Source organism: Halobacillus litoralis, from assembly GCF_020524025.1.
Lineage (GTDB): Bacteria > Bacillota > Bacilli > Bacillales > Halobacillaceae > Halobacillus > Halobacillus litoralis_D.
In genome coordinates this window covers 893,188-917,286 of sequence record NZ_JAIVKN010000001.1, presented here as the reverse complement: position 1 = coordinate 917,286, position 24,099 = coordinate 893,188, and the positions used below count along the sequence as shown (strand labels likewise).

Genomic DNA, 24,099 nt, shown 5'->3' with positions numbered 1-24,099 from the left:
GTTGTGTCTTACTAATCATACCAGAAAAACAATGCCCATGAATATCATTACCACCTAATGAACAGCAGGCTCATCTGGCTGGATTGAAAAGTCCTCCGCCTCAAGCGTCATGAGAGTGGATTTTTCTAATTTTGAATGGCTGATGACCCGCCAGGCATGCTTGCGTATCGCCTCTTCAACCAGGTTCCGCACATACCTGGCATTGGAGAAATTAACCGATCGACGAGAACAGACAGCTTTTAAATGCTGCTGCAATTTTTCATGCGCTTCATTTGTTAAACAATATTCCCTTTCTTCAATCATTCCATGAGCAATGGAGGTAAGTTCCCTTGCCTGATAATTCTTAAATGACAGTTGAATGGGGAATCTGGAAGCGAGCCCCGGGTTTATTGTTAGAAAATCTTCCATTTCAGCAGGATACCCAGCTAGAATGATAATTAACTCATCATGGTGATCTTCCATACACTTCACTAAGGTATCAATCGCTTCTTTACCAAAGTCCTTCTCTCCACCTCTGGCAAGCGAGTACGCTTCATCAATAAAGAGCACACCGCCAAGTGCCTTATGGATCAGATCTTTCGTTTTTTGAGCGGTATGCCCAATATACTCTCCGACTAAGTCACTTCGATCAGCTTCAATAAAATGACCCTTCTCCAAGACTTCGATTTCCTGAAATAGTTCAGCAACCATCCTTGCCACTGTTGTTTTACCCGTGCCTGGATTCCCTTTAAAGACCATGTGTAAAACCTGACTGTTCTTTTTTAGTCCCGCATGCTCTCGTTTCTTGGCTATCATCACTTGAGCATAAATTTCTTTAAGGCGCATCTTTAAATCCTGCAATCCTATAATGGTTGAGAAAAACTCATCGATCCTTCGAAAAGGGGCAGCCGGCTGCTCCCTTACGAGTGCCTTCTGGTCCGTAACAGCTTTACGCTTTGTTTCATTCAAGACGATATTAATCGTGCCGGTTTTCGCTGTTTTTGCCTGCGGATGCACATCGATCCCTCCTCATTCTGTTTCATCATACGCTTTGAGCTGGGAGGCTGTGACAAACGCCTATACAAAAAACAATAAAAGCGGAAGCCCAGTAACGGACCCCCGCTTTTATTAATGAACTCGAGAGGCGTATGTACGCAACTACTCTTTATCCAAAGATACGTTCTTTATTGGAGCGAATGTTGAGATCGCGTGTTTAAAGATCAGCTGCTGCTTCCCTTCTGTTTCTAACAAAACGGTAAAGTTGTCAAAAGCTTTAACAATGCCTCTTAACTGGAAACCGTTCAATAGGAAAACAGTCACCTGCATACGTTCTTTTCTTAATTGATTCAAATAGTTATCTTGGATATTTACGGATTGGGCCATGGATCTTCCTCCTCTTTTCTATCTGTAGTATTACGATTCTACGTATTCATCAAGCTTTCCTGCTAAATCGTCTAAAATTGTTTCAAATTTCTCTTCATAGTCTGTCGGAGTGATGGAGTACCAGTCAACGTTCAGCTTATTTTTAAAATACGTATACTGACGCTTGGCATATCTTCTTGAGTTCCGCTTCAACAGCTCGACCGCTTCGCTGAGCTCACATGTCCCCTGGAAGTAAGGGATTAATTCTTTGTAGCCGATGGCTTTCATAGATTGTGCATCTGAAAGCCCCTGGTCATAAAGATCCTTAACTTCTTGTACCAATCCCTGCTCTACCATTCGGTCCACCCTTTTATTAATTCTTTCATATAAAAGATCACGGTCCATCTCAAGACCAATCAGGATCGGATTAAAAGGAGATTCAGCTGCCTGTTCTTCTTGTTTGTCACTCATCTTCTGTCCAGTTGTCTCAAAATGTTCCAGCGCCCTGAGAACGCGACGCAGATTGTTCGGATGGATACGCTCCGCCTGCAGAGGATCAACAGCTCTTAAGCGTTCGTGCATATAAGCGTTCCCCTTTTGTGAAGCCTCCTCCTCCAGACGAAGAATAACTTCCGTATCTTTTTTTTCTTCTGAAAAATTAAAATCATAAAGTGTTGCCTGTATGTATAAACCCGTTCCTCCAACAATAATAGGAAGCTTGTTACGAGTATGTACGTCTTTAATTAACTGTTGCACGCACTCCTGGAACTCAGCTACAGAAAAGTTTTCTTCAGGTTCCTTCACATCAATCATATGATGGGGGATCCCTCTCATTTCCTCATTAGTTACTTTAGCCGTCCCGATGTCCATCGTGCGATAAATCTGCATGGAATCCCCGCTTATTACCTCACCACCAAAACGTTCAGCAATCCTGATACCCAATTCCGATTTTCCTACCGCCGTCGGACCGACGACAGATATCACTACCGGTTTCATAATTCCACCTCCCTTTCACTCTGCTACCTATTATACATGAATGGCTCTGGAATCATACCTCAGCGCATAAACTAACGGATTCCGTTATACCTACTAACGAATCCCGTTAGTAATATTCAAAATATTCGTTAGTTTAACTATCGCATTTCGTTAGTATGTGTTATAGTATAGAAAAGGAGGCGTCTTAAGTGGTTCATGAAAGAATTCGTTCACTTAGAAAAGAAAGGCGTTTAACACAATCGATGTTAGCTGAAAAAGTCGGTGTGTCCGCACAAGTCGTATCGAATTGGGAACGGAATTATACATCTCCAGATCTTGAGGATCTATCAAAGATCGCCCATGCTCTTCATACCACCGCAGATTATCTTCTTGGATTAAGTGATGAACTTGAAGATGAAATGCGAGAAATTAAGCAGCTCCTGGAAACAAAAGGGTATACAAAGCCTGTCATTTTTGACAAAAAGGCCTGGTTTGGAATTCAACCAGATGAAATTAAACAAATTGATAATTACTTCAGATTTTTACTCCAACAGAAAAATATATCTTAATCCCTCCTCTCCCGTGTAGAGAAGTCGGTTTTGAAGTTTATCGCAATAATATTATGTAAACTTTTATTCTAATAAAAAAAGAGACCCGTTTATGGGTCTCTTTTTTTACATCACTCGTTTAAACATTTTTTCCATTTCATATTCGGAGAAAAACACAATAATCGGTCGTCCATGTGGGCAGGTAAATGGATCGGTCGATTGCCTCAAATCTTCAAGCAGTTGAAACATATCGGTCTGGTTGAGATAATGATTAGCTTTAATGGATCGCTTGCAGGACATAAGAATAGCCGCTTCTTCCCTCAATTTTAAAATGTCGATCCGTTCTTCATTCATCAGCTGTTGGATCATCTCATCAATGACCTCTTGTTCAAACCCTTGCGGAAACCATTGAGGATGACTGCGGATAATATAAGTGGTGTCCCCAAATGGTTCAAAGAACAGGCCGACTTCTTCCAGTTGATCTTTATATTCTTCGATCCTTAGAGCTTCCTGCTTAGAAAAGTCAAAAGTCATCGGAACAAGTAATTCTTGTACTTCATGGTGAACTTGTGCAAGCTTATCTCGGAAAAACTCATATTTAATCCTCTCCTGAGCTGCGTGCTGGTCCACAATATACATGCCATCTTCATTCTGAGCCAGGATATAGGTACCGTGAAGTTGTCCTATTGGATACATTGTCGGGACGCGGTTCTCTTTCCTGTCCTGGGCGAATTCCTCTTTTTCACTCTTTTCTTGTACAGGTGGTTCTTCTTTTAATTTCTCCGGTTCAAAGGAAGGGACCAGTTCTTTTAAAAGCTCATCCTGTTGGCGGGAGAAACCTTCATTGTTTGAAGTCGTCGGACCTTCCTGTTCAACTAAATGATCCACAGTCATTTCCCTCTGTTTGTGGGCATCCTCTTTTCTTGATTCATAGAATTCAAACGACCTTTGCTCCGATTTTTCTTTTTTTGGCTTCGGCTTCGATTCCTGAACATTTGGTATCAGTGTTTGTTTTCTAAATGTCTGTCGAACCGTTTCTTCAAGAAGATCATAAAGTTCCTTCTCTTTACTAAAGCGGACTTCCATTTTTGATGGATGTACGTTGACATCTACGAGAATTGGATCCATATCGATATTGAGACCTACGATAGGGCTCTTCCCAATAGGCAGCAACGTATGATATCCCTGCAGAATGGCTTTATTTAATGGGATGCTGCGAATAAACCTGCCATTGATGATTGTAGACATATAATGGCGGGAAGCTCTGTACACTTCGGGTTTAGCGATATACCCCTGAACTTTAAAATCAGCCGTTTCCATCTCAATGGGGAGCATTTTTTTTGCAACGTTCATCCCGTATATACTCGCAATAACTTGAAGCAGATCGCCCCGGCCATTTGTCTTAAATATCTGCTTTTCATTATGAGTACAGATAAATTGTACTTCCGGATGAGCTAATGCTACACGGTTCAATACATCTGTAATATGCCCAAGCTCCGTGTGAATCGTCTTCATATATTTCAGCCGTGCAGGGGTATTGAAAAAGAGTTCCTCAACCGTAATATCCGTTCCTTTTCTTGCATCGCTTTTTCCTTGGTGTGTAACTTTCCCACCTTCTAAATCAATCTTGGTCCCGGCTTCTTCCCCTGTTGAGGTTTGGATGCTCAACCGGCTGACCGCTGCTATACTCGCTAATGCTTCGCCGCGAAAACCGAGCGTCCGCACATGGAACAAGTCATTTTCATCAATGATTTTACTTGTCGCGTGACGATGGAAGGCCCGCTCACAATCTTCCTCTTCCATTCCTGCACCATCATCGATAATTCGGATCCGTTGCAGCCCGGCTTCCATTAAATCGATTTTCACCCATGTCGCATTAGCATCGATACTGTTTTCTACCAGTTCTTTTACGACAGAGGCGGGGCGCTCGACAACTTCTCCGGCCGCTATTTTATTGGCTAAATGATCTGGCATAAGTCGGATACGCGCCATCTCTGTTCCTCCTTTAAGACTTCAAACGTTTTTGTAGTTGGTACAACTCATTCATTGCATCCATTGGTGTCATTTCCATTAAGTCAAGAGATTCTAAGTGTTTTTCCACTGATGTGGGTTGATGACTTTTCGATTTTTTCGGCTTTGGTTCTTCCACAAAAAGTGTCAGCTGCTCTTCAGCTTCTTTTCCCGCTGAAACTTCCTTAGAAGAAGTCGCACTTTCTAATTGTTCCAAAAGACTCGACGCTCTTTGTATTAAAGAATCAGGCAGGTCGGCAAGTTTTGCGACATGGATCCCATAACTTTCATCGGCTGGTCCTTCTTTGATTTGGTGCAGGAATACAACGTTCCCTTCATATTCTTCCGCACGAACATGGACGTTCTTCAAATGTTCTAATTCCTCATCTAGAGAGGTCAGTTCATGATAGTGAGTCGAAAATAGTGTCTTAGCTTTAATTTCTTCATGAATATATTCGACAATGGCCTGTGCTAAAGCCATTCCATCATAAGTGCTCGTTCCTCTGCCGATTTCGTCTAAGAGAATCATGCTGTTCTCTGTGGCATGAGAAAGGGCGTGGTTAGCCTCCAACATTTCCACCATAAATGTGCTGTGCCCGGATACAAGATCATCCGCTGCTCCAATTCGTGTGAAAACCTGATCAAATATTGGAAGTGTGGCAGATTGACACGGAACGAAACATCCCATCTGACCAAGGATAGCTGTCAAAGCAAGCTGCCGCATGTAGGTACTTTTACCGGACATGTTGGGTCCTGTAATAAGTAACACATCGGTCTTCTCATCCATGTATATATCATTAGGTACAAACGTTCCATCCTTCATAACCCTTTCTACTACCGGGTGACGGCCTTGTTTGATATCAACGATTCGATCTTCTTTATAAGTCGGCCTTACATACTGGTAAGCTTCAGCAACTTGGGCAAAGCCTTGCAGCACATCAATGCGGCTGATCTGTTCAGCTAAATGCTGCAGCCTTTGTACATAAGCTTTCACTTCTTCTCTTACATTCAAGAACAAGTCATATTCTAGTTCCACACTTTTCTCCTGTGCTTCAAGAATGATCGACTCTTTTTCTTTCAGTTCAGGAGTTATAAACCGTTCCGCGTTTGTAAGCGTTTGTTTGCGCTCATACATCCCCTCTGGAAGATGACGCAGATTCGCTTTGGTGACTTCTATATAGTAGCCGAACACACGATTATAACCGATCTTTAAGGATTTAATGCCTGTCTTCTGGCGTTCTTTCTGTTCCAGTTCGGCAATCCACTGCTTACCGTTTTTGGAAGCAAAGCGGTATTCGTCCAGCTGTTGGTTAAATCCATCTTGTATAAGGCCGCCTTCTTTGACTGAAATTGGCGGGTCCTCAGCGATACTGTTATCCAGGAGTTCTTTCAAGTCCTCCAGCGGATCAATGGTTTCATACAATTCCTTTATAGAGGAATTTTGAAAACTTGAAAGAGTAGATAAAATAGCAGGGATCCGGCTTAATGAATTCCGCAGTTGGATCAAGTCTCTCGCATTCACGTTACCAAAAGCGACTCGCCCAGCAAGGCGTTCTAAGTCATATACACTTGTCAATTCTTCCCTTAGTGCTTCACGCTCAAAAAACTGATCTAAAAAGCCTTCTACCTGATTGTGACGGGTAGAAATAGCATCAGCCGACAATAATGGTCGTTCCATCCATTTTTTCAGCATCCTCGCACCCATAGAGGTAATGGTTTTATCAACAACCGAAAGCAGACTACCGGACTTCCCTTGTTTCCTTAGTGTTTCTAAGAGCTCTAAGTTTCTCTTCGAATACATGTCCAATGTCATATACTGCTTTAGTTCGACCACTTTAACCGGCTGCAGGTGGTCCAGGGACCGTTTTTGAGTGTGCTGAATATAGTTAAGCAGCCGCCCAAAACCAGTGAGAAGTTTCTCTTGATTAACCCCTTCCACTAAAGAAAGAAAGGCTTCTTCTATCTCCGTTTCATCCTGGTGGGAGACGGTATATCCTAAGCGGTCACGAAGCATGCTTTGATGTTCTTCATGAAAGTTAGATGAAACAACCACTTCTTTCACAGGACGGCTGTACAATTCACTCATCGCTGCATCAAACCCGCCTGGGATAAGCGCCACACTGTTCTCTCCTGTTGTAAGATCGTTGTAACTCACTGTATAGGAACCATCTTCAAAAACACTTAATGAAGCCAGGTAATTGTTCTCTTTGTCATCAAGCATACTCCCTTCCATTACAGTTCCAGGAGTAATCAGCTGAACAACTTCGCGTTTCACTACACCCTTTGTTGATTTAGGGTCTTCCACTTGTTCACATATGGCTACCTTGTACCCTTTTTCTATCAACTGCTTTATGTAGTTTTCGGCAGAATGGTAAGGGACTCCGCACATCGGAATTCGATCGCTTCCCCCTCCATCACGACTGGTCAACGTAATTTCAAGTTCCTGAGATGCTTTTAATGCATCCTCGAAGAAAAGTTCGTAGAAGTCGCCTAACCGGAAGAATAGAAAGGCATCCTTTTGATCGGCTTTAATTTTTAAATATTGCTGCATCATCGGTGTATATTGTGACATCATGTTACTCCTCCAAAACGTACGTAAGATTCTCCACCCATTATAGCACACGGGGACAACCTTCTTGAATGAAGAGCTCAATGTCCTTTCCTTAAAACATCTCCAGGTGCACACTTCATGTACACCCGGATAAAAAAAGAAATCCTCGCTGAATCAGCAAGGAGATAGGGATTAATCCTTATGATCATGACTGCTGGATGAGGATGGAAGGAAGTCCGTTTCAATGGCAGAGAAATCATCAGATGAAAGATCATGTTCATAATCATCATCGTGGTCACAGCCGTGCGGGTTCACTTTCACACACAGCTTCGTTTCACCAATAACGTCAACAATAAATTCTCTTTCTACTTCTACAACAATTTTTTGTCCATTGGCAGAAATGTTCGCTTCAAGACAATTTGGCTGCTGTACAACTTTGGCGATAACTTCAAACTCATCATGGACACAATTATCATCTTTCACATACAATTTCACGTGATCGCAGTAGCTGACTCTTTCAGTGACAACTTCTGTTTTTGTATTGTCGTTATAGGAATACCATACGTTGATATCGTAACTACCAGATACTTCGACGTGATCTCCTTTCTTTTTAGCATTGTAAATGTGATTGATGACCCAACATCCTAAAATACTGGTCGGGCGGTGCGAGGGACTGATGGTGTGCGTTGATTCTGTAAACTTTTTACCTTTTCCGATTACAGCTTTTGTAATAATCTCTCTGTAATCTCGCTCAAAAAAAGACATAGGGTTTCACTCCTCCTTATTCTACCACCCATCCTATGCAGGGGTTGGGCGGATGGTGACTACCAGGATACTGGCGTAAGGACGTGTTTAATTCATTGTATGCACGAGCCCATAAAATTGTACGAAAAAAATCCGCCAGAGGGGAAAACCCTCTGACGGAAGTGTATGCATCAGTGGCCGCAGCCATGACTTTGATTATTTGAAGAACCTGTTTCTCCTTGAAGAATGTCCCCGCCGGTAGACCGAATGACTTCATTCGTGACTTCACGGGAAATTGTATTAGAAATCATTTGCAGTATATCATTGATAACTGTCTGGGAATCTTTAAATTCTGCGACAACTGGAATTTCATCCAGTTCATCCTGAAGCCTGTCAATTTCCTTCTCAATCTTCTGCAAGGCTTCTGTTTTCCCATAGGCCTGAAAGTTTACCGCCTGTTTTTGGAGGGCCTTGATTTTTTTAATATGGGACTGAACTTTTTGATTATCGTTTAACTTCGCCTCGATCTGCTTAAAGCGGTCAATCTCTTCAATATCCGCCATCATTTTCGCTAATTTCTTTGCTTCATCTACAACTTCTTTCCGTGTATACTGTGCCATCATTTCACCTCTGCGCTTAATTCTACCATTTCTCCATCAAGAGACCATGTTTTTGCTTTTACTACTTTAACAGGAATTATTTGACCAATCACAGAACGCGGAGCGCGGAAGTTAACCAATTTATTCCGCTTCGTATACCCTGCAAGGACTTCTGGATTATTTTTACTCTCTCCCTCAACAAGTACGTCAACAACTTCGCCCTCATACTCTTTCATAGCATCAGCAGATTGTTGATTGACGATCTTATTTAAACGCTGAAGACGGTCTTTCTTTTCTTCCATGGAAACATTATCTTTCATTTTGGCTGCCGGCGTATTATCCCTTGGAGAATAAATAAATGTATACGCGGCTTCAAACCCAACTTCTTCCATTAATGATAATGTATCCTGGAATTGTTCTTCTGTTTCATTAGGGAAGCCTACGATAATGTCCGTCGTCAATGTAGCTTCAGGCATAGCTGCTCTGATCTTACGTACAAGCTCTAAGTACTCTTCTCTCGAGTACTTCCGGCCCATAATCTTAAGAACATCTGTATTACCAGATTGAACAGGCAGATGAATATGATCCAGCATATTTCCACCTTTAGCTAACACTTCAATTAATCGGTCATCAAAATCTCTCGGGTGAGAGGTTGTAAAACGAACGCGGGGAATGTCGATACTGCGTAGTTCATCCATCAGATCGCCAAGCCCATAGTTGATATCCAGATCCTTGCCGTACGCGTTTACATTTTGACCTAGAAGCGTAACTTCTTTATACCCCTGGGCCGCCAGGTGACGTACTTCCTGAATAATATCCTTAGGAAGACGGCTCCGCTCTTTCCCCCGGGTATAAGGAACGATGCAGTACGTGCAGAATTTATCACAACCGTACATAATGTTTACCCACGCCTTAATTTTTCCTTTACGGGAACGAGGCAGGTTCTCAATGATATCGCCTTCTTTAGACCAGACATCAATAACCATTTCTTTCCCAAACATCGCTTCTTTCACGAGCTGTGGAATTCTATGGATGTTATGCGTGCCGAAGATCAGGTCAATAAACGGGTGTTTTTTCAAAATTCGATTGACAACGGATTCTTCCTGCGACATACATCCGCAGATTCCGATAATCAAGTTCGGGTTCTCCATTTTCAATGGTTTTAAGTGGCCGATTTCACCAAAAACTTTATTCTCTGCATTTTCTCGGATGGCACATGTATTTAAAAGAATGATATCTGCTTCTTTTGTATCTTTTGTTGCTTCATATCCCATCTCTTCAAAAATCCCGGCCATTACTTCTGTGTCATGTTCATTCATTTGGCAGCCGTATGTACGGATCATATATTTCTTTCCTCTGCCTGCCTGGTCCATGTCCTCAGGAATTTCAAAGTCATAATGCACATCCGTTTCCTTACGTTTACGGCGCTGCGCATCCCTCATATTTGGAGGCTGGTATGTGGTTTCAAAATATTTTACAAAATCTTCACTCGTTTTTTGCTTTAATCGATTTAAATTTTCTTGTTCCTGTGACTTACTCCCAGGTTCTTCTTGTCGAATCTGCGACATTTCTTTTCGCTGCTGTTCGTTCATAATGATCTCCTTTCAAGCCGATCCTTCTAACTGTACCATTATATCAAGTTTTGACTGAAAATTTAAGTATAAACATGAAAAGCCTTTTTATGTACATAAATAATGCAATTATAAAAGACCGCTATGTCCCAGCATAGCGGTCTTTTGAACTCTATAAAATCCCCAGTTTTCTGCCGACTTTCTCAAAAGCATTCAACGCATCTTGAAGCTCTTCTCTCGAATGTTCAGCAGTCACAATGGTACGGATTCTTCCTTTGCCGCGCTGGACAGTCGGGAACACAATCCCTTGAGCAAACACCCCTTCTTCAAACAATTCATCTGAAAATTGGTGGGTCAAAGCATCATCGCCTATCATTACAGGTGTTACTGGCGTCTCACTTATTCCTGTATCAAAGCCGAGCGCATTTAAGCCATCCTTAAAGAATTTGGTATTATCCCAAAGTTTTTCAATAAGCTCCGGCTCCTCAAGAAGTACGTCGATCGCTGCATCATTGGCAGCTGTAACAGCCGGCGGATGGGATGTACTGAATAAGAACGGTCGACCTTTATGAATCAAATACTCTCTTAACGTCTTGGTACTTGCCACATAGCCTCCCAGTACGCCAATAGCTTTACTCAATGTCCCTACCTGAATGTGGACGCGGCCATCTAAGTTAAAGTGATTAACCGTTCCGCGGCCGTTATCCCCTAACACTCCACTGGCATGAGCATCATCAACCATCACCAGGGCATTATATTTTTCCGCGAGCTCTACGATTTCAGGCAGAGGTGCAATATTCCCGTCCATCGAAAAAACACCATCTGTAACAACGAGGCGTGTACGGTAGTCACCACTTTGTTTAAGTGCATCCTCAAGAGACTGCATATCCACGTGTTTATAGATTTTACGGTCAGCTTTTGTTAAGCGGATCCCATCAATAATGGAAGCATGGTTTAATTCATCGGAAATCACGACGTCTTCTTTTCCTAGTATTGAAGATAGAACTCCCTGATTCGTTGTGAATCCGGACTGGAATACAAGGGCTGCTTCTGTGTGTTTAAACTCAGCCAATTTTTCCTCAAAGTCTTCATGCATCTTCAAAGTACCGGCAATAGTTCGAACTGAACCTGTACCAACACCGTATTCTTCATTCGCTTTATCAGCTGCTTTTTTCATTTTAGGGTGGGAAGTCAACCCCAGGTAATTATTGGAAGAAAGTTGAATAACTTCTTTCCCTTTTATTTTCACTTTTGAACCTTGTGCCGATTCAAGTGGAATCAACTTACGGAAAGTTCCTTGTTCCTGCATTTCATCCAATTCTTTTTGTAGGTATTCAAAACCTTTCATTGATAGTCCTCCTCTTCGATTAAGGGTGTAATACTACTTTTCCACATTGACCTTTATTCATCAGGTCAAATCCATGTTCAAATTCTTCTAACTTCAAATGGTGGGTAATGAGCGGCTTAACGTCGACCTGGCCGGAATGAAGCAGTCTTGAAACCTGCTGCCAAGTCTCATACATTTTACGGCCTGTAATGCCTTGAACTTCAACACCTTTAAAGACAATATCATTTGTAACATCTAAACTTACACGTTTAGTAGGCAGGCTCAGTATGGAAACGCGACCGCCATTTGTAATCATCTTAAACCCTTGATCCATAGCTACAGGGTGTCCACTCATTTCGCACACCACATCGACACCATGACCTTCTGTCAACTGCTTCGCTCTTTCTACAGGATCGATTTCTCCAGAGTTGATCGTAGTTGAGGCGCCCATTTTCTCAGCCAATTCCAGTCGGTAGGAATTAAGATCAAAAGCAAGCACTTGAGAGGCTCCTGCTGCTTTAGCTACTCCAACAGCCATCAATCCTATAGGTCCACAGCCAATAACCGCCACGGATTTCCCTGCAACGTCCCCGTTCAGGACAGTATGTACAGCATTACCCATAGGTTCTTGTATAGAAGCGATGTCTGTTGGTAAGTTATCAGGATTCTTCCATAAGTTTTCAGCCGGAAGAGCAACATATTCTGCAAAGCAACCTTGAGTATCGACTCCGATAATTTTCGTATTTTCACAAATATGGAATTTCCCCGTAAGACATTGAGGGCAGTGTCCGCAGACTAAATGCGTTTCAGCACTAACGTAATCGCCGGTTTTGAAATTGCGGACTTTTGATCCAGCTTCTACAATTTCTCCAGAAAATTCATGACCAAACACATATGGAGGGTGGACACGGCTTTCAGACCATTCGTCCCAATTATAAATATGAACATCCGTTCCGCAGATAGATGTAGCTTTCACACGTATTAATACTTCTTCTTCACCGATTTGAGGAATGGGTACTTCTCTCAGCTGGGCTCCAGCACCGCGGTGATGTTTTACGATTGCTTTCATCGTTCCATTCACAGTGAACATCTCCTAACCTTCATGAATCAAAATAAAGCTATTATACCAACATATTACCATGAAACTGAAATAAATCAACCCTAACTGTCCACTGGAAAAACACAAAAGACTATATAAGGAATAACGATGTTTCCTCTTGGATGTCACTCCTTGGTTAAATAGAAAATTAACCCCAAACTTTAGATTTTCCAAAGCCTTTAGCAGGACGAATTTTTTAAAGGAAGATTTTTTATTTGCAGCTGGCCAGGGTTTAAATATAGTCCATGATTACTTAACGACTGTAAAATTAACTGGAAATGAAGGATCTCCATTACGTTTTTTAGAAAATTAAAAGTATAGAGAGGCAGAAAGCTGGAAATGTACAACTTAAAAATAGATTAGAACAGAGAGAAGCTTGAAAAGGCTTGTCTTAACGAGATCAGGACACAACATTTATCACCTGGTCCTTATTCTATAAATAATGCTCTTTCTTTATTGAGTGAAAAATATCTGCCGATACGAGGAAGGAAGATAGAGTATATTATAGGGGTCATTTTTTCATGAAAACTGGAGGATTTTTTATGAAGCCTCAGGAAATTATAGTATTGAATAAAGCCATTGAATTTAATCCTTATTATAGTCAAAGACAGTTCTATCAATCAGTCCTTTGTAGTTCGCTCTATTTTATTGCAGAAGAGTGAAGACTTTTAAATCTATTAAAATAAAGCCGTCCTCCACATAAAGAAGGCGGCTTTATCTCTTAAATTAATACGATACTCTCTTCATTCACTTTAATAAATAGGAATTCTCATCCACAATCCAAGTTCACCCGGAAACTCCGGAAGGCAAGCTTAGGATCAATCTTATCGAGGTTCGACAATCAACTTAATTGCCGTCCGTTCTTCTTCATCAATCATGATATCTGTAAAGGCCGGAATACATATTAAATCCATTCCGCTCGGTGCTACAAAACCCCGCGCGATCGCAACGGCTTTCACCGCCTGGTTAAGTGCACCTGCCCCGATAGCCTGAATTTCGGCAGTGCCGCGCTCACGTACAACATTAGCCAAGGCTCCTGCTACTGAATTAGGTACGGATTTAGCTGATACTTTTAAGACTTCCATTACTAGCTCCTCCTTCAATCACTATAGTTGTTCCATAACTACTATATTCTTGGAGATGTGAGATATTACCTTTTCATTATGAATGAATTTGTCGCAAAATTCAAATAATCAGGTAAAAAATGGATGATCGTCGTTAATTAGAATTCTTTCAACTCTTGTAGATTTGCCTGTACTCTCATCCACATCTACCAAGAAGGCACTTAATTGTGCTCTTCCCTTTTTCGGAACTTCAAAACGTACAGGTAAGTTTGTTTTGAAGCGTTTTAGAACCGCTTCTCTTTCCATGCCAAGGATTCCATCATAAGGACCCGTCATGCCAACATCGGATATGTAAGCTGTCCCACCAGGCAGAATGCGATCGTCCGCTGTTTGAATATGGGTATGCGTTCCTACATTAACACTTACACGTCCGTCTACATACCAACCCATGGCCTGTTTTTCACTGGTCGCTTCAGCATGGAAATCAAGAAAGATGATGGAGGTTCTTTTCTTTGCGGCTTTTATGAGCTCATCAATTTTTTGGAAAGGGTCATCGTTGGGTGACATAAAAGTTCTTCCCTGCAAATTAATGACAGCCACTTCTCCTTTTGGTGTTTTTACAAAAGTAAGGCCTTTTCCTGGTGTTCCTTCAGGAAAGTTTGCAGGACGGACAAGATAATCTGCTTCATCAATAAATTCAAAGATCTCTCTTTTGTCCCAGGCATGGTTGCCTAGTGTAACTGCCTGTGCGCCTTTCTCTAAAAAGCGGCGGTATATTTTCTCTGTAATCCCTTTTCCAGAAGCTGCATTCTCCCCGTTAATAATGGTAACAGCTGGCTGATATTTTTGTTTTAGTTTTGGCAGGTACTCATCTACCATTTCACGGCCGGGGGATCCTACAACATCACCAATAAATAATATTCTCATAAACAAATCCTTCCTTCTTTACGTCATTCCATTATTCTTCCCGATAAAACAGAAATGAAGCGGCCTTGTGGGCCGCTTCATTTTTTTATTTCGCATACTCCACAGAACGTGTTTCACGAATAACAGTAACTTTAATGTGACCTGGATAATCGAGTTCACCCTCGATTCGGTTTCGAATATCTCGTGCCAATCTTGTAGCTTCAAGATCATCAATTTCATCAGGACGAACCATAATCCGAACTTCACGACCTGCCTGGATCGCAAAGGACTTCTCTACGCCTTCATAAGACTCAGAGATTTCCTCTAGTTTCTCTAAACGCTTAATGTAATTTTCCAACGTTTCACTTCTTGCTCCTGGACGTGCAGCAGATAAAGCATCTGCAGCAGCAACTAGAACAGAAATGATAGATGTCGGTTCTTCATCACCATGGTGAGAAGCAATGGCATTAATGACTGTTTCGCTTTCTTTGTACTTCATCGCAAGCTCTTTACCTATCTCAACGTGGCTTCCTTCTACCTCATGGTCAATGGCTTTACCAAGGTCATGAAGGAGTCCTGCACGACGTGCAAGCGTTTCGTCTTCACCAAGTTCAGCAGCAAGCAAGCCTGATAAGTATGCAACTTCAGTCGAGTGTTTCAAGACGTTTTGTCCATAACTTGTACGATATTTGAGACGACCCAATATTTTAATAAGGTCTGGATGCAGGCCATGTACGCCCACTTCAAATGTCGTTTGTTCACCCACCTCGCGAATATAGTCATCAACCTCACGCCGGGACTTGTCCACCATTTCTTCAATTCTGGCCGGGTGTATACGACCATCCTGGACAAGTTTCTCCAACGCCATCCGTGCCGTTTCGCGGCGGATAGGATCAAACCCTGAAAGGATAACCGCTTCAGGTGTATCATCAATAATTAGATCAATCCCTGTCAAGGTTTCCAGTGTCCGGATGTTCCGACCTTCTCGACCAATGATTCGACCTTTCATCTCATCATTTGGCAGGTTGACGACAGAGACAGTTGTTTCAGCAACGTGATCTGCAGCACAACGTTGTAAGGCCAGTGAAAGAATGCTCTTCGCTTTTTTGTCAGCTTCTTCTTTCGCGCGGTTTTCAGCCTCTTTGATCATAATAGCTGACTCATGCGATACTTCTTGTTCAACGCGTTCTAGGATCATTTGTTTCGCCTGGTCTGATGTTAAGCTTGAAATACGCTCAAGCTCTGTTTGTTGTTCTTGAAGCATAGCTTCCACTTTGCTTTCCATTTCTTCAATTTGTTGTTGTCTCTCGGCAAGAGTCCCTTCTTTCTTCTCGAGTGAAAGATCACGCTGGTCAAGCGTACCACTCTTACGATCAAGATTCTCTTCTTTCTGATTCAAACGATTTTCAGTTTTCTGCAGTTCCGAGCGGCGTTCACGGATTTCGTTCTCCGCTTCCTGGCGAAATTTCTGATTCTCTTCTTTCGCTTCGAGAAGAGCTTCCTTTTTAGCTGATTCAGCATTGCGATGACCTTCTTCTACAATCTGTTTCGCAAGTTCTTCAGCGCTGGAAATTTTCGCCTCCGCAATCGATTTCCGAATAAGATAACCAACAACAGAACCGATGATAAGGGCAAGCAAAATGAAGATGAGCGAGGATATCAAATCCATATTTTCACCTCCTCTTGCTATGATGTTGGTCCGTTTGTCGGTAATTACAAACGCTTCATTTTCAGTTTCATTTGTTTAAAAATAAGGGTATAAAGATGAAAATGATACACATTCATTTTATGCTTGACTATGCGGAATGTCAAGGAAACACGCTATGTATCTGCTGACATATTGAAAAATTAAAAAATATCTGTCTATTAAGAAATGCGTTTTCTCTTTTCAAGAGATTGAATAAAAGCAGTGCCAAAGAGCAGGCACTGCTTTTTTATTGAAAAACCTTAATTAAACATCGAGTGTTTCCTGACCATCTTTGGTCTTACTATCAGCCGATTCTTCATCCAGCTCCATACCATAGTGATCACGAATTAAACGTTTAACTTCGTCATAGATTTCCACATTCTCTTTAAGGAACTGCTTAGCATTCTCACGGCCCTGACCTAATCTTTCTTCATTATAAGAGTACCATGAACCGCTCTTCTGAATGAGGTCAAGGTCCGTGCCGATATCTAACAATTCGCCTTCTCTGGAAATGCCTTCTCCATACATAATGTCTACTTCTGCTTGTCTAAATGGAGGGGCAACTTTGTTCTTAACAACTTTAAGTCGCGTTTTATTACCAACCATTTCATTTCCTTGTTTCAAAGTTTCCGCACGACGGACTTCAAGACGAACAGAGGAGTAGAATTTAAGTGCCCGTCCACCTGGTGTCGTTTCAGGGTTACCGAACATAACTCCTACTTTTTCACGAATTTGGTTAATAAAGATAGCCGTTGTCTTCGATTTATTAATCGCTCCTGATAGTTTACGAAGAGCTTGAGACATTAAACGCGCCTGTAAACCAACGTGTGAATCGCCCATTTCCCCTTCGATTTCTGCTTTAGGCACAAGAGCAGCAACGGAGTCAATAACAACCATGTCGACAGCTCCACTGCGCACTAATGCTTCTGCAATTTCAAGAGCCTGCTCACCTGTATCAGGCTGAGACAGAAGAAGCTCTTCAATATCTACTCCAAGTGCTCTTGCATAGACAGGGTCTAACGCGTGCTCAGCATCAATAAAGGCAGCCTGACCGCCCTTTCTTTGAGCTTCCGCAATAGCATGAAGCGCTACTGTGGTCTTACCGGAAGATTCAGGACCATAAATTTCTACGATTCTTCCCCGCGGATACCCGCCTACCCCAAGGGCAACATCCAATGCCAGGGAGCCACTTGGAACGGTGTTTACTTTTTGCTCCCCACCGTCCCCCATTTTCATAATGGAGCCTTTGCCGAACTGTTTCTCTATTTGACGCAATGCCATATCTAATGCTTGTTTACGATCGCTCATACTATACCGCCTTTCGAAATTTCTAATCCTATCATAACTTGTTTTTCATAGTTTGCCAACCAAAAAGCGAATAAATGTTCCCTTTTTTTCACGAAAGAAAAATGCGGTTTTTTCTTTTTCTTTAGAAGAAATCGCAAAAACCGCATGTATATTATACTAAAGATTTATTTTTTTAAGCGATGAAAAAGAAGCTCAAATGCTTTCTTTACAGCCCGGCTGCGCACTTGCGTCCGACCGCCATTGAGATGGAACTGATGAACATCAGGCTTATCGTCTCCAAATTGAACACCTATAAATACTGTTCCAGGTTCATGTCCCTCACTAGGATCAGGCCCGGCCACTCCTGTGAAGCTTACGGTTACATCGACACCTAGTAAAGACTGTGTATTCAGTGCCATAATCTCTGCACATTCCCGGCTGATTGTACCATATTCTTTAATAAGGAACTTCGGCACCTGCACGATCTGCTCTTTCATTTCCTCTGTATAAGCAATGAATCCTCCCTGACATACGTGAGATGCTCCAGGCATAGAAACGATATGTTCCATGAATTTCCCACCTGTCACACTCTCCGCTGCACCCAGTGTGTATCCACGCTCTTTAAGGAGGTCAAGTACTGTCTCCTCTACTGTAACATCATCACTACCATAGTAAAAAGCGCCTACTTTTTCAAGTATGCTGTTTTTAAGAGCAGCAATTTTATCTACAGCATCCTCTGTTGTCTCACCTGTTGCCGTTAATCGTAATCCTACTTCCCCTTCACTTGCTAACGGAGCAATTGTAGGATTGGTCTGATTCGTAATAAGATCATGAAGCTTCGTTTCTAAATCCGATTCACCGATCCCAATAAAATGCATCATTTCAGATACGATCTGTGAAGGTAAAGTGTTATTTTCCTTTAGATATGGAATGACTTTACCACCCATTAATTTTTTCATTTCCCTTGGAACACCGGGTAGGAATACCCAGCATACTCCCTGATGATTAACAATCTGCCCTGGAGCCATTCCTTCAGGATTATCCAATACAGCCGCTTCAGAAAATACGAGCGCCTGCTTTCTGTTATTTGAAGCCATCGCTATTTTATTTCGGTCATAATACCCTTTAATTCTTTTCATTGTCTCTTCATGCTCTATTAATTCCTGCTTAAAGACTACATTTGCAGCCTCCCGGGTGAGGTCATCTTCTGTAGGTCCTAAACCTCCCGTCACAATGACGACGTCTGATCTCTCTTGAGCCTGTTCAAATGTTTCTGCTACCCGGTTAAAGTTGTCCCCGACAACTGTATGCCTAAAAACAGGCAGACCGATATCAGCCATTTCGCTCGATATCCACTGAGCGTTTGTGTTGGCAATCTGTCCAAGCAATAATTCGGTTCCCACTGCAATAATTTCCGTTTTCATTTAGAATCCCTCATTACATGCCAGTTTTTCTTAAAGTACTCATATCCAGAATAAACAGTGATAATCAAAGCCAAGTAAAGGGCAACTGTACCCAGTGGAAAGCCAACAAATGCAAATGGCCAGTTGTGTAATAGAAGTAATGATATGGCAATGATTTGAATCCAGGTTTTCAATTTACCCATCTGACTGGCAGCAAGGACGCTTCCTTCACCGGCAGCAACTAAGCGGAGGCCGGTAACAGCGAACTCACGACTGATGATAAGAATAACAATCCATGCCGGAGCCAAGCCTATCTCAACAAGTAAAATCAAGGCTGCACTTACCAGGAGCTTATCTGCCAATGGGTCTAAAAATTTCCCAAGGTTCGTTACCAGATTGTGTTTTCTTGCTATATAGCCATCGATCCAGTCTGTGGTCGAAGCTATGATGAACAGCAGCGCTCCAGCAAGATGGGATACAGGGAGTTCTCTTTCTCCCATATCTAACACACCCCAGTTAAAGGGTACGCTCATAAGAATGATAAAGATTGGGATTAAGAAAATTCTTGATAATGTAATCTTGTTCGGTAAATTCATAAGTCCACTCTCCTAAATTTCTCTACATGAAAGGCTGCCCGTCCTAATAAGAGAGAAAACTCTACTAGATACTTAAAAAGGGCAGCCTAGTCACGATGATATAAATGTTATTCCTTGAATTTCAACAATAACTTCTGGGTTGATAATTCTTTGTTAGGAAAAGGAATTTCCTGATTATTTATTTTTACAACTGTTCCAGGAGCATTGCCTGTTTTAATATACAACTCATTCTCATCGCCTGCATTAACTGAGATTGGAGAGTCACCTGCTGAATATTCACGAGGTTTCACCAGGTTTTCGCCGCCTTGAGGAGTTTGAATTTCCATATAGGCTGTGCCTGTTAATTCAATCGTTACTTTCTCGTCTTCTGCACCAGTAATGTCATAAACGTGCTGTGGAAACCCGCCTGATCCTTCTTGTTTCAATTGAATGTCCATGGAATCTTCAGGTGTTTCTTCCGCATCTTCTGACTCTTCTGTCTGCTGATCTGAATTTTCATCACTCGCAGTTTCTTCTTCATCGTTTGACTGTTCACTGCCGGTATCTGTATTTTCTCCCGCAGATTCCTCTGCATTCTCATCCGCTGAATCTTCTTCAGGTACGTTAATCTCATCATTAGACTCTGCTTGAGGAGTACTGCCATCCTCTTCTGCGCTATTGCCATTCTGCCAGAAAAGCCAGACAACAAAAATTAAACCGACAATTAATCCGACCGTCAAAATGGTAGGCAGGACTCTGGATGCGCCTCCTCTATTTTGAGACGCTTCTTTCTTGGATTTTTGAACACGGCTGTATTGAACAGACGTTTCATCCTCAAAGCTCGGAAGTTCATTTTTATGTTCTTCCATGATCTGCTCAGGGTCTAATCCTACAGCTGACGCATACTCCCGGATAAAAGCGCGCGTGTAAAATTTTCCAGGCAGAACGTCAAACTCATTCTTTTCTATCGCCTGGAGATACCTTTTTTGTATTTTCGTTGTTTCCTGTAATGCTTCTAAAGAAATGTCTCTCGATTCCCGAGCTTCCTTCAGTCTCGCTCCAATCTCCATGTGTAACACCATCCAATTTTAAAAATCAAACATGGAAAACCCTTCATTCATCGTCATTTCCGGTTTTTCCACAGGTTCATAAGTAATTTCCTCATCCTCGTTATTTCGAAGTTCAATGATATAGTCAAAATCCTTCATTGAATATTCTGTCTCCTGCACAAAAATATCAGGGTGTTCGATCACTTTTGTTGCTGGCAGACGCATAATTTCCCGGACAAGCTGCCAATGTTTTTCATTCGCTCTTTTAGCCGATACAATTCCATCAATAATATAAAGATTATCTTCGCTATACTCTTCATCGATTAATTGGTTGCGTACCGTTTGTTTTAACAGCGTACTTGAAACAAACAGCCAGCGTTTATTTGCACAAACACTAGCGGCAACAACTGATTCCGTCTTTCCTACACGAGGCATTCCTCGAATACCAATTAATTTGTGGCCTTCCTTCATGAAGAGTTCGGCCATAAAGTCAACTAAAAGTCCTAAGTCTTCTCTGTTAAAGCGGAAGGTTTTGCGATCATCAACATCACTATGTATATACCGCCCATGCCTTACAGCTAAACGATCTCTTAATTTTGGTCTTCGAAGTTTGGTCACCTTTATTGTGTCCATTGTATTTAGAATCGATCTCAGCCGGGTGATCTGCTCATCATCTTTGCATAGCAGAAGCATTCCCCTGTGGGAATTTTCTACACCATTAATCGTAACGATGTTAATAGCCATCATTCCTAGAAGCGAAGATATATCCCCCAAAAGTCCTGGGCGATTGTATTGAATTTCATACTCTAAATACCACTCGGTCTTTTCCATGACACCACTCCTCTGATAAATTGTTGTTATTTGTCAAAGTCGAGTGATTGATGGAATTTTTCACTCTCTATCTATCATAAAGGATTTTATTCAAATAGGAAAGGCAGAAACGACATATGTACACGAAATATTCGTAAAAGAAAGCCTTTGATAAAAAAGAAAAATCCGCACAGCAACCTGTGCGGATTTCCTCTGAGGTTAACGTTGTGTTCCTTCGTTTTGTACCAATTTCACCATCATATTTGCAATGGTATGTTGTTCCTCCTGATCAGCTACATTCCACAAATCACGGAGTATCGCTTCCTGATCATTTTTTGCATCTACGGAATTCGCCAAGTAGGTACCAATTTCATAAGCAAGATCAGAAACAGCTTGCTCCTGCATTCCATCACCTTTGGCTTGGTGTAAACGATCACCTAAAAAGTCTTTCCAAGTATCAAAATTATCGAGAACAGACATCACAGTAACCTCCTCTAATTTTTTTCATGCTTAGTATGAGGAGGAAGGTGCTTTCTTATTCAAACATTTCAAGCCCAGCCACCGTTTACTTGAATTATTTGCCCGGTGATATAAGAAGACTGGTCACCCAGCAAAAATTCAATTGTTTCAGCCACTTCTTCAGCAGAGCCTGCCCGTCCCATTGGAATATCTTCTTCCAAAGAGAAGAGTTCTTCATCGGATAAATGGGCGTTCATTTTTGTCTGAATAAGACCCGGAGCTACCGCATTTACACGAATTCCACTTGGAGCAACCTCTTTAGCCAAACCTTTAACAAAACTGTTTTGAGCTCCTTTGACAGAACTGTAGGCTGCCTCAAGGCTTGCCCCTTCAACTCCAAATATAGAAGAAACAACAACAATCCGGCCGTATTTCTTCGTAATCATAGACGGAAGGATTTGACGGCTAATCATCCAGACAGCTTTAATATGAACGTGGTAAAGTGCATCCATATCCCGGGGCGACATGTCTTGAAACAGCCCGCTCCACATATGCCCCCCCGCAAAGACTATGGCATCCCACTGTTCGTCCATAGCTTCTAATAAAGTATAGATGCCCTCTGTTGAGGATAAATCTGCCTGATACGCCCCTATCCATTGCTCTTTTGAAATTTCTTTTTTCAGGTCTGCGATCGTCCGGCTGTTGCTGTTATACTGCAAGCCGACTTTATATCCTGTTTGAGCAAGGTATCTGGCGACAGCCTGACCGATCCCTCCGCTTGCTCCTATAATCAGGCACTTTTTATGCATCGGTCTGTGGTTTTACCTGAAACACTGAAATCGCTTCTTCGTCCAGCCAGTTTTGTAAATACCTCTCTGCATCATCAGCAGTTAAAGACTCAATCACAGGGAGAACTTCGAATAAATCGACACCCAGCGTATGATAATGAGTAAACTGATTGGCAATAAATTCAAGCGAATTCAAAGCACGCATGAACTGTCCAATCTTCTTGCGCTTCATTCTTGTAAAATCTTCGTCAGAGATCCGCTGTTCTTTCAATTCATGCAGCATTTCCTTAACCCTGGCGGCCATTTGATCCGGCTTACGGGAGTCGCCTCCTAAAATTGTAAACCCAAAGTGACGGTCAAGTTCTGTTTCAAACTGAAAGCTGTCATCAATTAAATCGTCTTTATACAATTCTTCGTAAAAAGCACCGCTTTTAGAGAAGTAATAATCCAAAATCATTCCAGACAGCAGTTCACTTCTTAATAATTCTTCACCCGATAAGTCTTTTACTTTTTCTTTAACCCCCACCATTGCCTTTGCTGTTGTGACAGGCATTGTAATGGAATGTTCCTTTTTAGCAACACTTTCAGGTTCTTCTGGATAGGAACGGTTGATTTCTGGAGCGTCTGGAAATTCTTTTTGGGATTGATTTTCCCGAATTAAGTCCATCATTGCCTCCGGTTCAATGTTTCCTGCGACAAATAACACCATATTAGAAGGGTGATAGAATGTTTCATAACATGTATAAAGATCATCTTTCGTAATGTCCTGTATGCTTTCAACCGTTCCGGCTATGTCTACCTTGACCGGATGTTTATGGTAAAGGCTCTGAATCGTACCGAAGAAGGAACGCCAATCCGGCTGGTCATCATACATCCGGATTTCTTGTGCGATGATCCCTTTTTCTTTTTCTACTGATTCTTCAGAGAAATAAGGATCCTGCACAAAATTGAGTAGTGTCTGAACATTTTTTTCAATCTGGCTGGTGGCTGTGAATAGATAGGCCGTTTTTGTGAAGGAAGTAAACGCATTCGCTGAAGCACCAAGGCGTGTGAAATCCTGAAACACATCACGGTCTTCTTTTTCAAAAAGTTTATGCTCTAAGAAGTGAGCGATTCCTTCCGGGACTGTTACACTTTCATCTTTCCCGATCGGTGTAAACGTCTGGTCAATGGAACCATAGTTCGTAGTAAAAATCCCAAACGTTTTTGCCATTTCAGGCTTAGATAGAAGGAATACTTTCAGGCCATTATCCATCGTTTCCTGATAAACTGTTTCGTTTAGCTGCTTGTATACCAGTGCTTCCAT

22 protein-coding genes are annotated in these 24,099 nt (G+C 41.8%); 1 reads left to right on the top strand and 21 read right to left on the bottom strand.

Annotated features, from left to right (window positions below; genetic code table 11):
- Positions 1 to 54: 54 nt before the first annotated feature.
- The 3 genes from LC036_RS04850 to miaA form a co-directional block, all read right to left on the bottom strand.
- Positions 55 to 996: an AAA family ATPase gene (locus tag LC036_RS04850; protein WP_226578983.1), complete on the bottom strand. Its 942-nt coding sequence runs from the start codon at positions 994 to 996 to the stop codon at positions 55 to 57.
- A gap of 141 nt (positions 997 to 1,137) precedes the next feature.
- Positions 1,138 to 1,362, bottom strand: coding sequence for an RNA chaperone Hfq (gene hfq / locus LC036_RS04845; protein WP_226578981.1), 225 nt, complete (start codon positions 1,360 to 1,362; stop codon positions 1,138 to 1,140).
- A 30-nt stretch (positions 1,363 to 1,392) separates the two neighbouring features.
- On the bottom strand, positions 1,393 to 2,337 hold the full coding sequence (gene miaA, locus LC036_RS04840; protein ID WP_226578978.1) for a tRNA (adenosine(37)-N6)-dimethylallyltransferase MiaA: 945 nt from the start codon (positions 2,335 to 2,337) through the stop codon (positions 1,393 to 1,395).
- A gap of 188 nt (positions 2,338 to 2,525) precedes the next feature.
- Between miaA and LC036_RS04835 the strand changes: the two genes are divergently transcribed.
- Positions 2,526 to 2,885 (top strand): helix-turn-helix domain-containing protein, encoded by a 360-nt coding sequence (locus LC036_RS04835; protein ID WP_226578975.1) that lies wholly within the window; start codon positions 2,526 to 2,528, stop codon positions 2,883 to 2,885.
- Positions 2,886 to 2,990: 105 nt separating this feature from the next.
- Here the strand turns inward: LC036_RS04835 and mutL are convergent, their stop codons facing one another.
- From mutL to yfmH, 18 genes are all read right to left on the bottom strand, one after another.
- Positions 2,991 to 4,856, bottom strand: a complete 1,866-nt coding sequence (gene mutL, locus LC036_RS04830; protein WP_226578972.1) for a DNA mismatch repair endonuclease MutL — start codon at positions 4,854 to 4,856, stop codon at positions 2,991 to 2,993.
- A gap of 13 nt (positions 4,857 to 4,869) precedes the next feature.
- On the bottom strand, positions 4,870 to 7,446 hold the full coding sequence (gene mutS, locus LC036_RS04825) for a DNA mismatch repair protein MutS (RefSeq protein ID WP_226578969.1): 2,577 nt from the start codon (positions 7,444 to 7,446) through the stop codon (positions 4,870 to 4,872).
- Between the two features lie 171 nt (positions 7,447 to 7,617).
- Positions 7,618 to 8,190 (bottom strand): outer spore coat protein CotE, encoded by a 573-nt coding sequence (locus LC036_RS04820; protein ID WP_226578968.1) that lies wholly within the window; start codon positions 8,188 to 8,190, stop codon positions 7,618 to 7,620.
- 170 nt (positions 8,191 to 8,360) lie between these two features.
- Entirely contained in the window at positions 8,361 to 8,789 is a 429-nt protein-coding gene (locus LC036_RS04815; protein ID WP_226578965.1) for a RicAFT regulatory complex protein RicA family protein, read from the bottom strand.
- Entirely contained in the window at positions 8,789 to 10,360 is a 1,572-nt protein-coding gene (gene miaB / locus LC036_RS04810) for a tRNA (N6-isopentenyl adenosine(37)-C2)-methylthiotransferase MiaB (RefSeq protein WP_226578963.1), read from the bottom strand. The genes LC036_RS04815 and miaB overlap by 1 nt, the downstream gene beginning before the upstream one ends.
- Positions 10,361 to 10,511: 151 nt before the next feature.
- Positions 10,512 to 11,687 (bottom strand): glycine C-acetyltransferase, encoded by a 1,176-nt coding sequence (locus LC036_RS04805; protein WP_226578960.1) that lies wholly within the window; start codon positions 11,685 to 11,687, stop codon positions 10,512 to 10,514.
- Between the two features lie 19 nt (positions 11,688 to 11,706).
- Entirely contained in the window at positions 11,707 to 12,747 is a 1,041-nt protein-coding gene (tdh, locus tag LC036_RS04800; RefSeq protein WP_226578958.1) for an L-threonine 3-dehydrogenase, read from the bottom strand.
- Positions 12,748 to 13,589: 842 nt separating this feature from the next.
- The gene (locus LC036_RS04795; protein WP_008640081.1) at positions 13,590 to 13,850 is read right to left on the bottom strand and encodes a stage V sporulation protein S; all 261 of its coding nucleotides are present in this window, start codon (positions 13,848 to 13,850) and stop codon (positions 13,590 to 13,592) included.
- A gap of 108 nt (positions 13,851 to 13,958) precedes the next feature.
- On the bottom strand, positions 13,959 to 14,756 hold the full coding sequence (locus tag LC036_RS04790) for a TIGR00282 family metallophosphoesterase (protein ID WP_226578956.1): 798 nt from the start codon (positions 14,754 to 14,756) through the stop codon (positions 13,959 to 13,961).
- An 85-nt stretch (positions 14,757 to 14,841) separates the two neighbouring features.
- Complete coding sequence (gene rny / locus LC036_RS04785; RefSeq protein ID WP_226578954.1) at positions 14,842 to 16,404, bottom strand: ribonuclease Y; 1,563 nt, start codon at positions 16,402 to 16,404, stop codon at positions 14,842 to 14,844.
- Between the two features lie 282 nt (positions 16,405 to 16,686).
- Complete coding sequence (gene recA, locus LC036_RS04780; protein ID WP_226578952.1) at positions 16,687 to 17,730, bottom strand: recombinase RecA; 1,044 nt, start codon at positions 17,728 to 17,730, stop codon at positions 16,687 to 16,689.
- A 164-nt stretch (positions 17,731 to 17,894) separates the two neighbouring features.
- Positions 17,895 to 19,133, bottom strand: coding sequence for a competence/damage-inducible protein A (locus LC036_RS04775; protein WP_226578950.1), 1,239 nt, complete (start codon positions 19,131 to 19,133; stop codon positions 17,895 to 17,897).
- Positions 19,130 to 19,708 carry a CDP-diacylglycerol--glycerol-3-phosphate 3-phosphatidyltransferase gene (gene pgsA / locus LC036_RS04770; RefSeq protein WP_226578947.1) on the bottom strand — a complete coding sequence of 193 codons (579 nt, stop codon included), beginning with the start codon at positions 19,706 to 19,708 and terminating at the stop codon, positions 19,130 to 19,132. Before pgsA ends, LC036_RS04775 begins: the two co-directional genes overlap by 4 nt.
- 107 nt (positions 19,709 to 19,815) lie before the next feature.
- Positions 19,816 to 20,769 carry a helix-turn-helix domain-containing protein gene (locus tag LC036_RS04765; protein WP_226578944.1) on the bottom strand — a complete coding sequence of 318 codons (954 nt, stop codon included), beginning with the start codon at positions 20,767 to 20,769 and terminating at the stop codon, positions 19,816 to 19,818.
- 6 nt (positions 20,770 to 20,775) lie between these two features.
- A complete protein-coding gene (locus LC036_RS04760; protein WP_226578941.1) occupies positions 20,776 to 21,567 on the bottom strand; it encodes a DUF3388 domain-containing protein in 792 nt (263 codons plus the stop codon).
- 198 nt (positions 21,568 to 21,765) lie between these two features.
- The gene (locus LC036_RS04755) at positions 21,766 to 22,026 is read right to left on the bottom strand and encodes a DUF3243 domain-containing protein (RefSeq protein ID WP_226578937.1); all 261 of its coding nucleotides are present in this window, start codon (positions 22,024 to 22,026) and stop codon (positions 21,766 to 21,768) included.
- Positions 22,027 to 22,094: 68 nt separating this feature from the next.
- Positions 22,095 to 22,814, bottom strand: a complete 720-nt coding sequence (gene ymfI, locus LC036_RS04750; protein ID WP_226578934.1) for an elongation factor P 5-aminopentanone reductase — start codon at positions 22,812 to 22,814, stop codon at positions 22,095 to 22,097.
- Entirely contained in the window at positions 22,807 to 24,099 is a 1,293-nt protein-coding gene (gene yfmH, locus LC036_RS04745) for an EF-P 5-aminopentanol modification-associated protein YfmH (RefSeq protein ID WP_226578930.1), read from the bottom strand. The genes ymfI and yfmH overlap by 8 nt, the downstream gene beginning before the upstream one ends.

Bases quoted from the DNA above. Each gene is read 5' to 3' on its own strand.
- hfq (WP_226578981.1), bottom strand. From the start codon at position 1,362: ATGGCCCAATCCGTAAATATCCAAGATAACTATTTGAATCAATTAAGA.
- miaA (WP_226578978.1), bottom strand. From the start codon at position 2,337: ATGAAACCGGTAGTGATATCTGTCGTCGGTCCGACGGCGGTAGGAAAA.
- mutL (WP_226578972.1), bottom strand. From the start codon at position 4,856: ATGGCGCGTATCCGACTTATGCCAGATCATTTAGCCAATAAAATAGCG.
- mutS (WP_226578969.1), bottom strand. From the start codon at position 7,446: ATGTCACAATATACACCGATGATGCAGCAATATTTAAAAATTAAAGCC.
- LC036_RS04820 (WP_226578968.1), bottom strand. From the start codon at position 8,190: ATGTCTTTTTTTGAGCGAGATTACAGAGAGATTATTACAAAAGCTGTA.
- LC036_RS04815 (WP_226578965.1), bottom strand. From the start codon at position 8,789: ATGGCACAGTATACACGGAAAGAAGTTGTAGATGAAGCAAAGAAATTA.
- miaB (WP_226578963.1), bottom strand. From the start codon at position 10,360: ATGAACGAACAGCAGCGAAAAGAAATGTCGCAGATTCGACAAGAAGAA.
- LC036_RS04805 (WP_226578960.1), bottom strand. From the start codon at position 11,687: ATGAAAGGTTTTGAATACCTACAAAAAGAATTGGATGAAATGCAGGAA.
- LC036_RS04795 (WP_008640081.1), bottom strand. From the start codon at position 13,850: ATGGAAGTCTTAAAAGTATCAGCTAAATCCGTACCTAATTCAGTAGCA.
- LC036_RS04790 (WP_226578956.1), bottom strand. From the start codon at position 14,756: ATGAGAATATTATTTATTGGTGATGTTGTAGGATCCCCCGGCCGTGAA.
- rny (WP_226578954.1), bottom strand. From the start codon at position 16,404: ATGGATTTGATATCCTCGCTCATCTTCATTTTGCTTGCCCTTATCATC.
- recA (WP_226578952.1), bottom strand. From the start codon at position 17,730: ATGAGCGATCGTAAACAAGCATTAGATATGGCATTGCGTCAAATAGAG.
- LC036_RS04775 (WP_226578950.1), bottom strand. From the start codon at position 19,133: ATGAAAACGGAAATTATTGCAGTGGGAACCGAATTATTGCTTGGACAG.
- pgsA (WP_226578947.1), bottom strand. From the start codon at position 19,708: ATGAATTTACCGAACAAGATTACATTATCAAGAATTTTCTTAATCCCA.
- LC036_RS04765 (WP_226578944.1), bottom strand. From the start codon at position 20,769: ATGGTGTTACACATGGAGATTGGAGCGAGACTGAAGGAAGCTCGGGAA.
- LC036_RS04760 (WP_226578941.1), bottom strand. From the start codon at position 21,567: ATGGAAAAGACCGAGTGGTATTTAGAGTATGAAATTCAATACAATCGC.
- LC036_RS04755 (WP_226578937.1), bottom strand. From the start codon at position 22,026: ATGTCTGTTCTCGATAATTTTGATACTTGGAAAGACTTTTTAGGTGAT.
- ymfI (WP_226578934.1), bottom strand. From the start codon at position 22,814: ATGCATAAAAAGTGCCTGATTATAGGAGCAAGCGGAGGGATCGGTCAG.
- yfmH (WP_226578930.1), bottom strand. From the start codon at position 24,099: ATGGAAGCACTGGTATACAAGCAGCTAAACGAAACAGTTTATCAGGAA.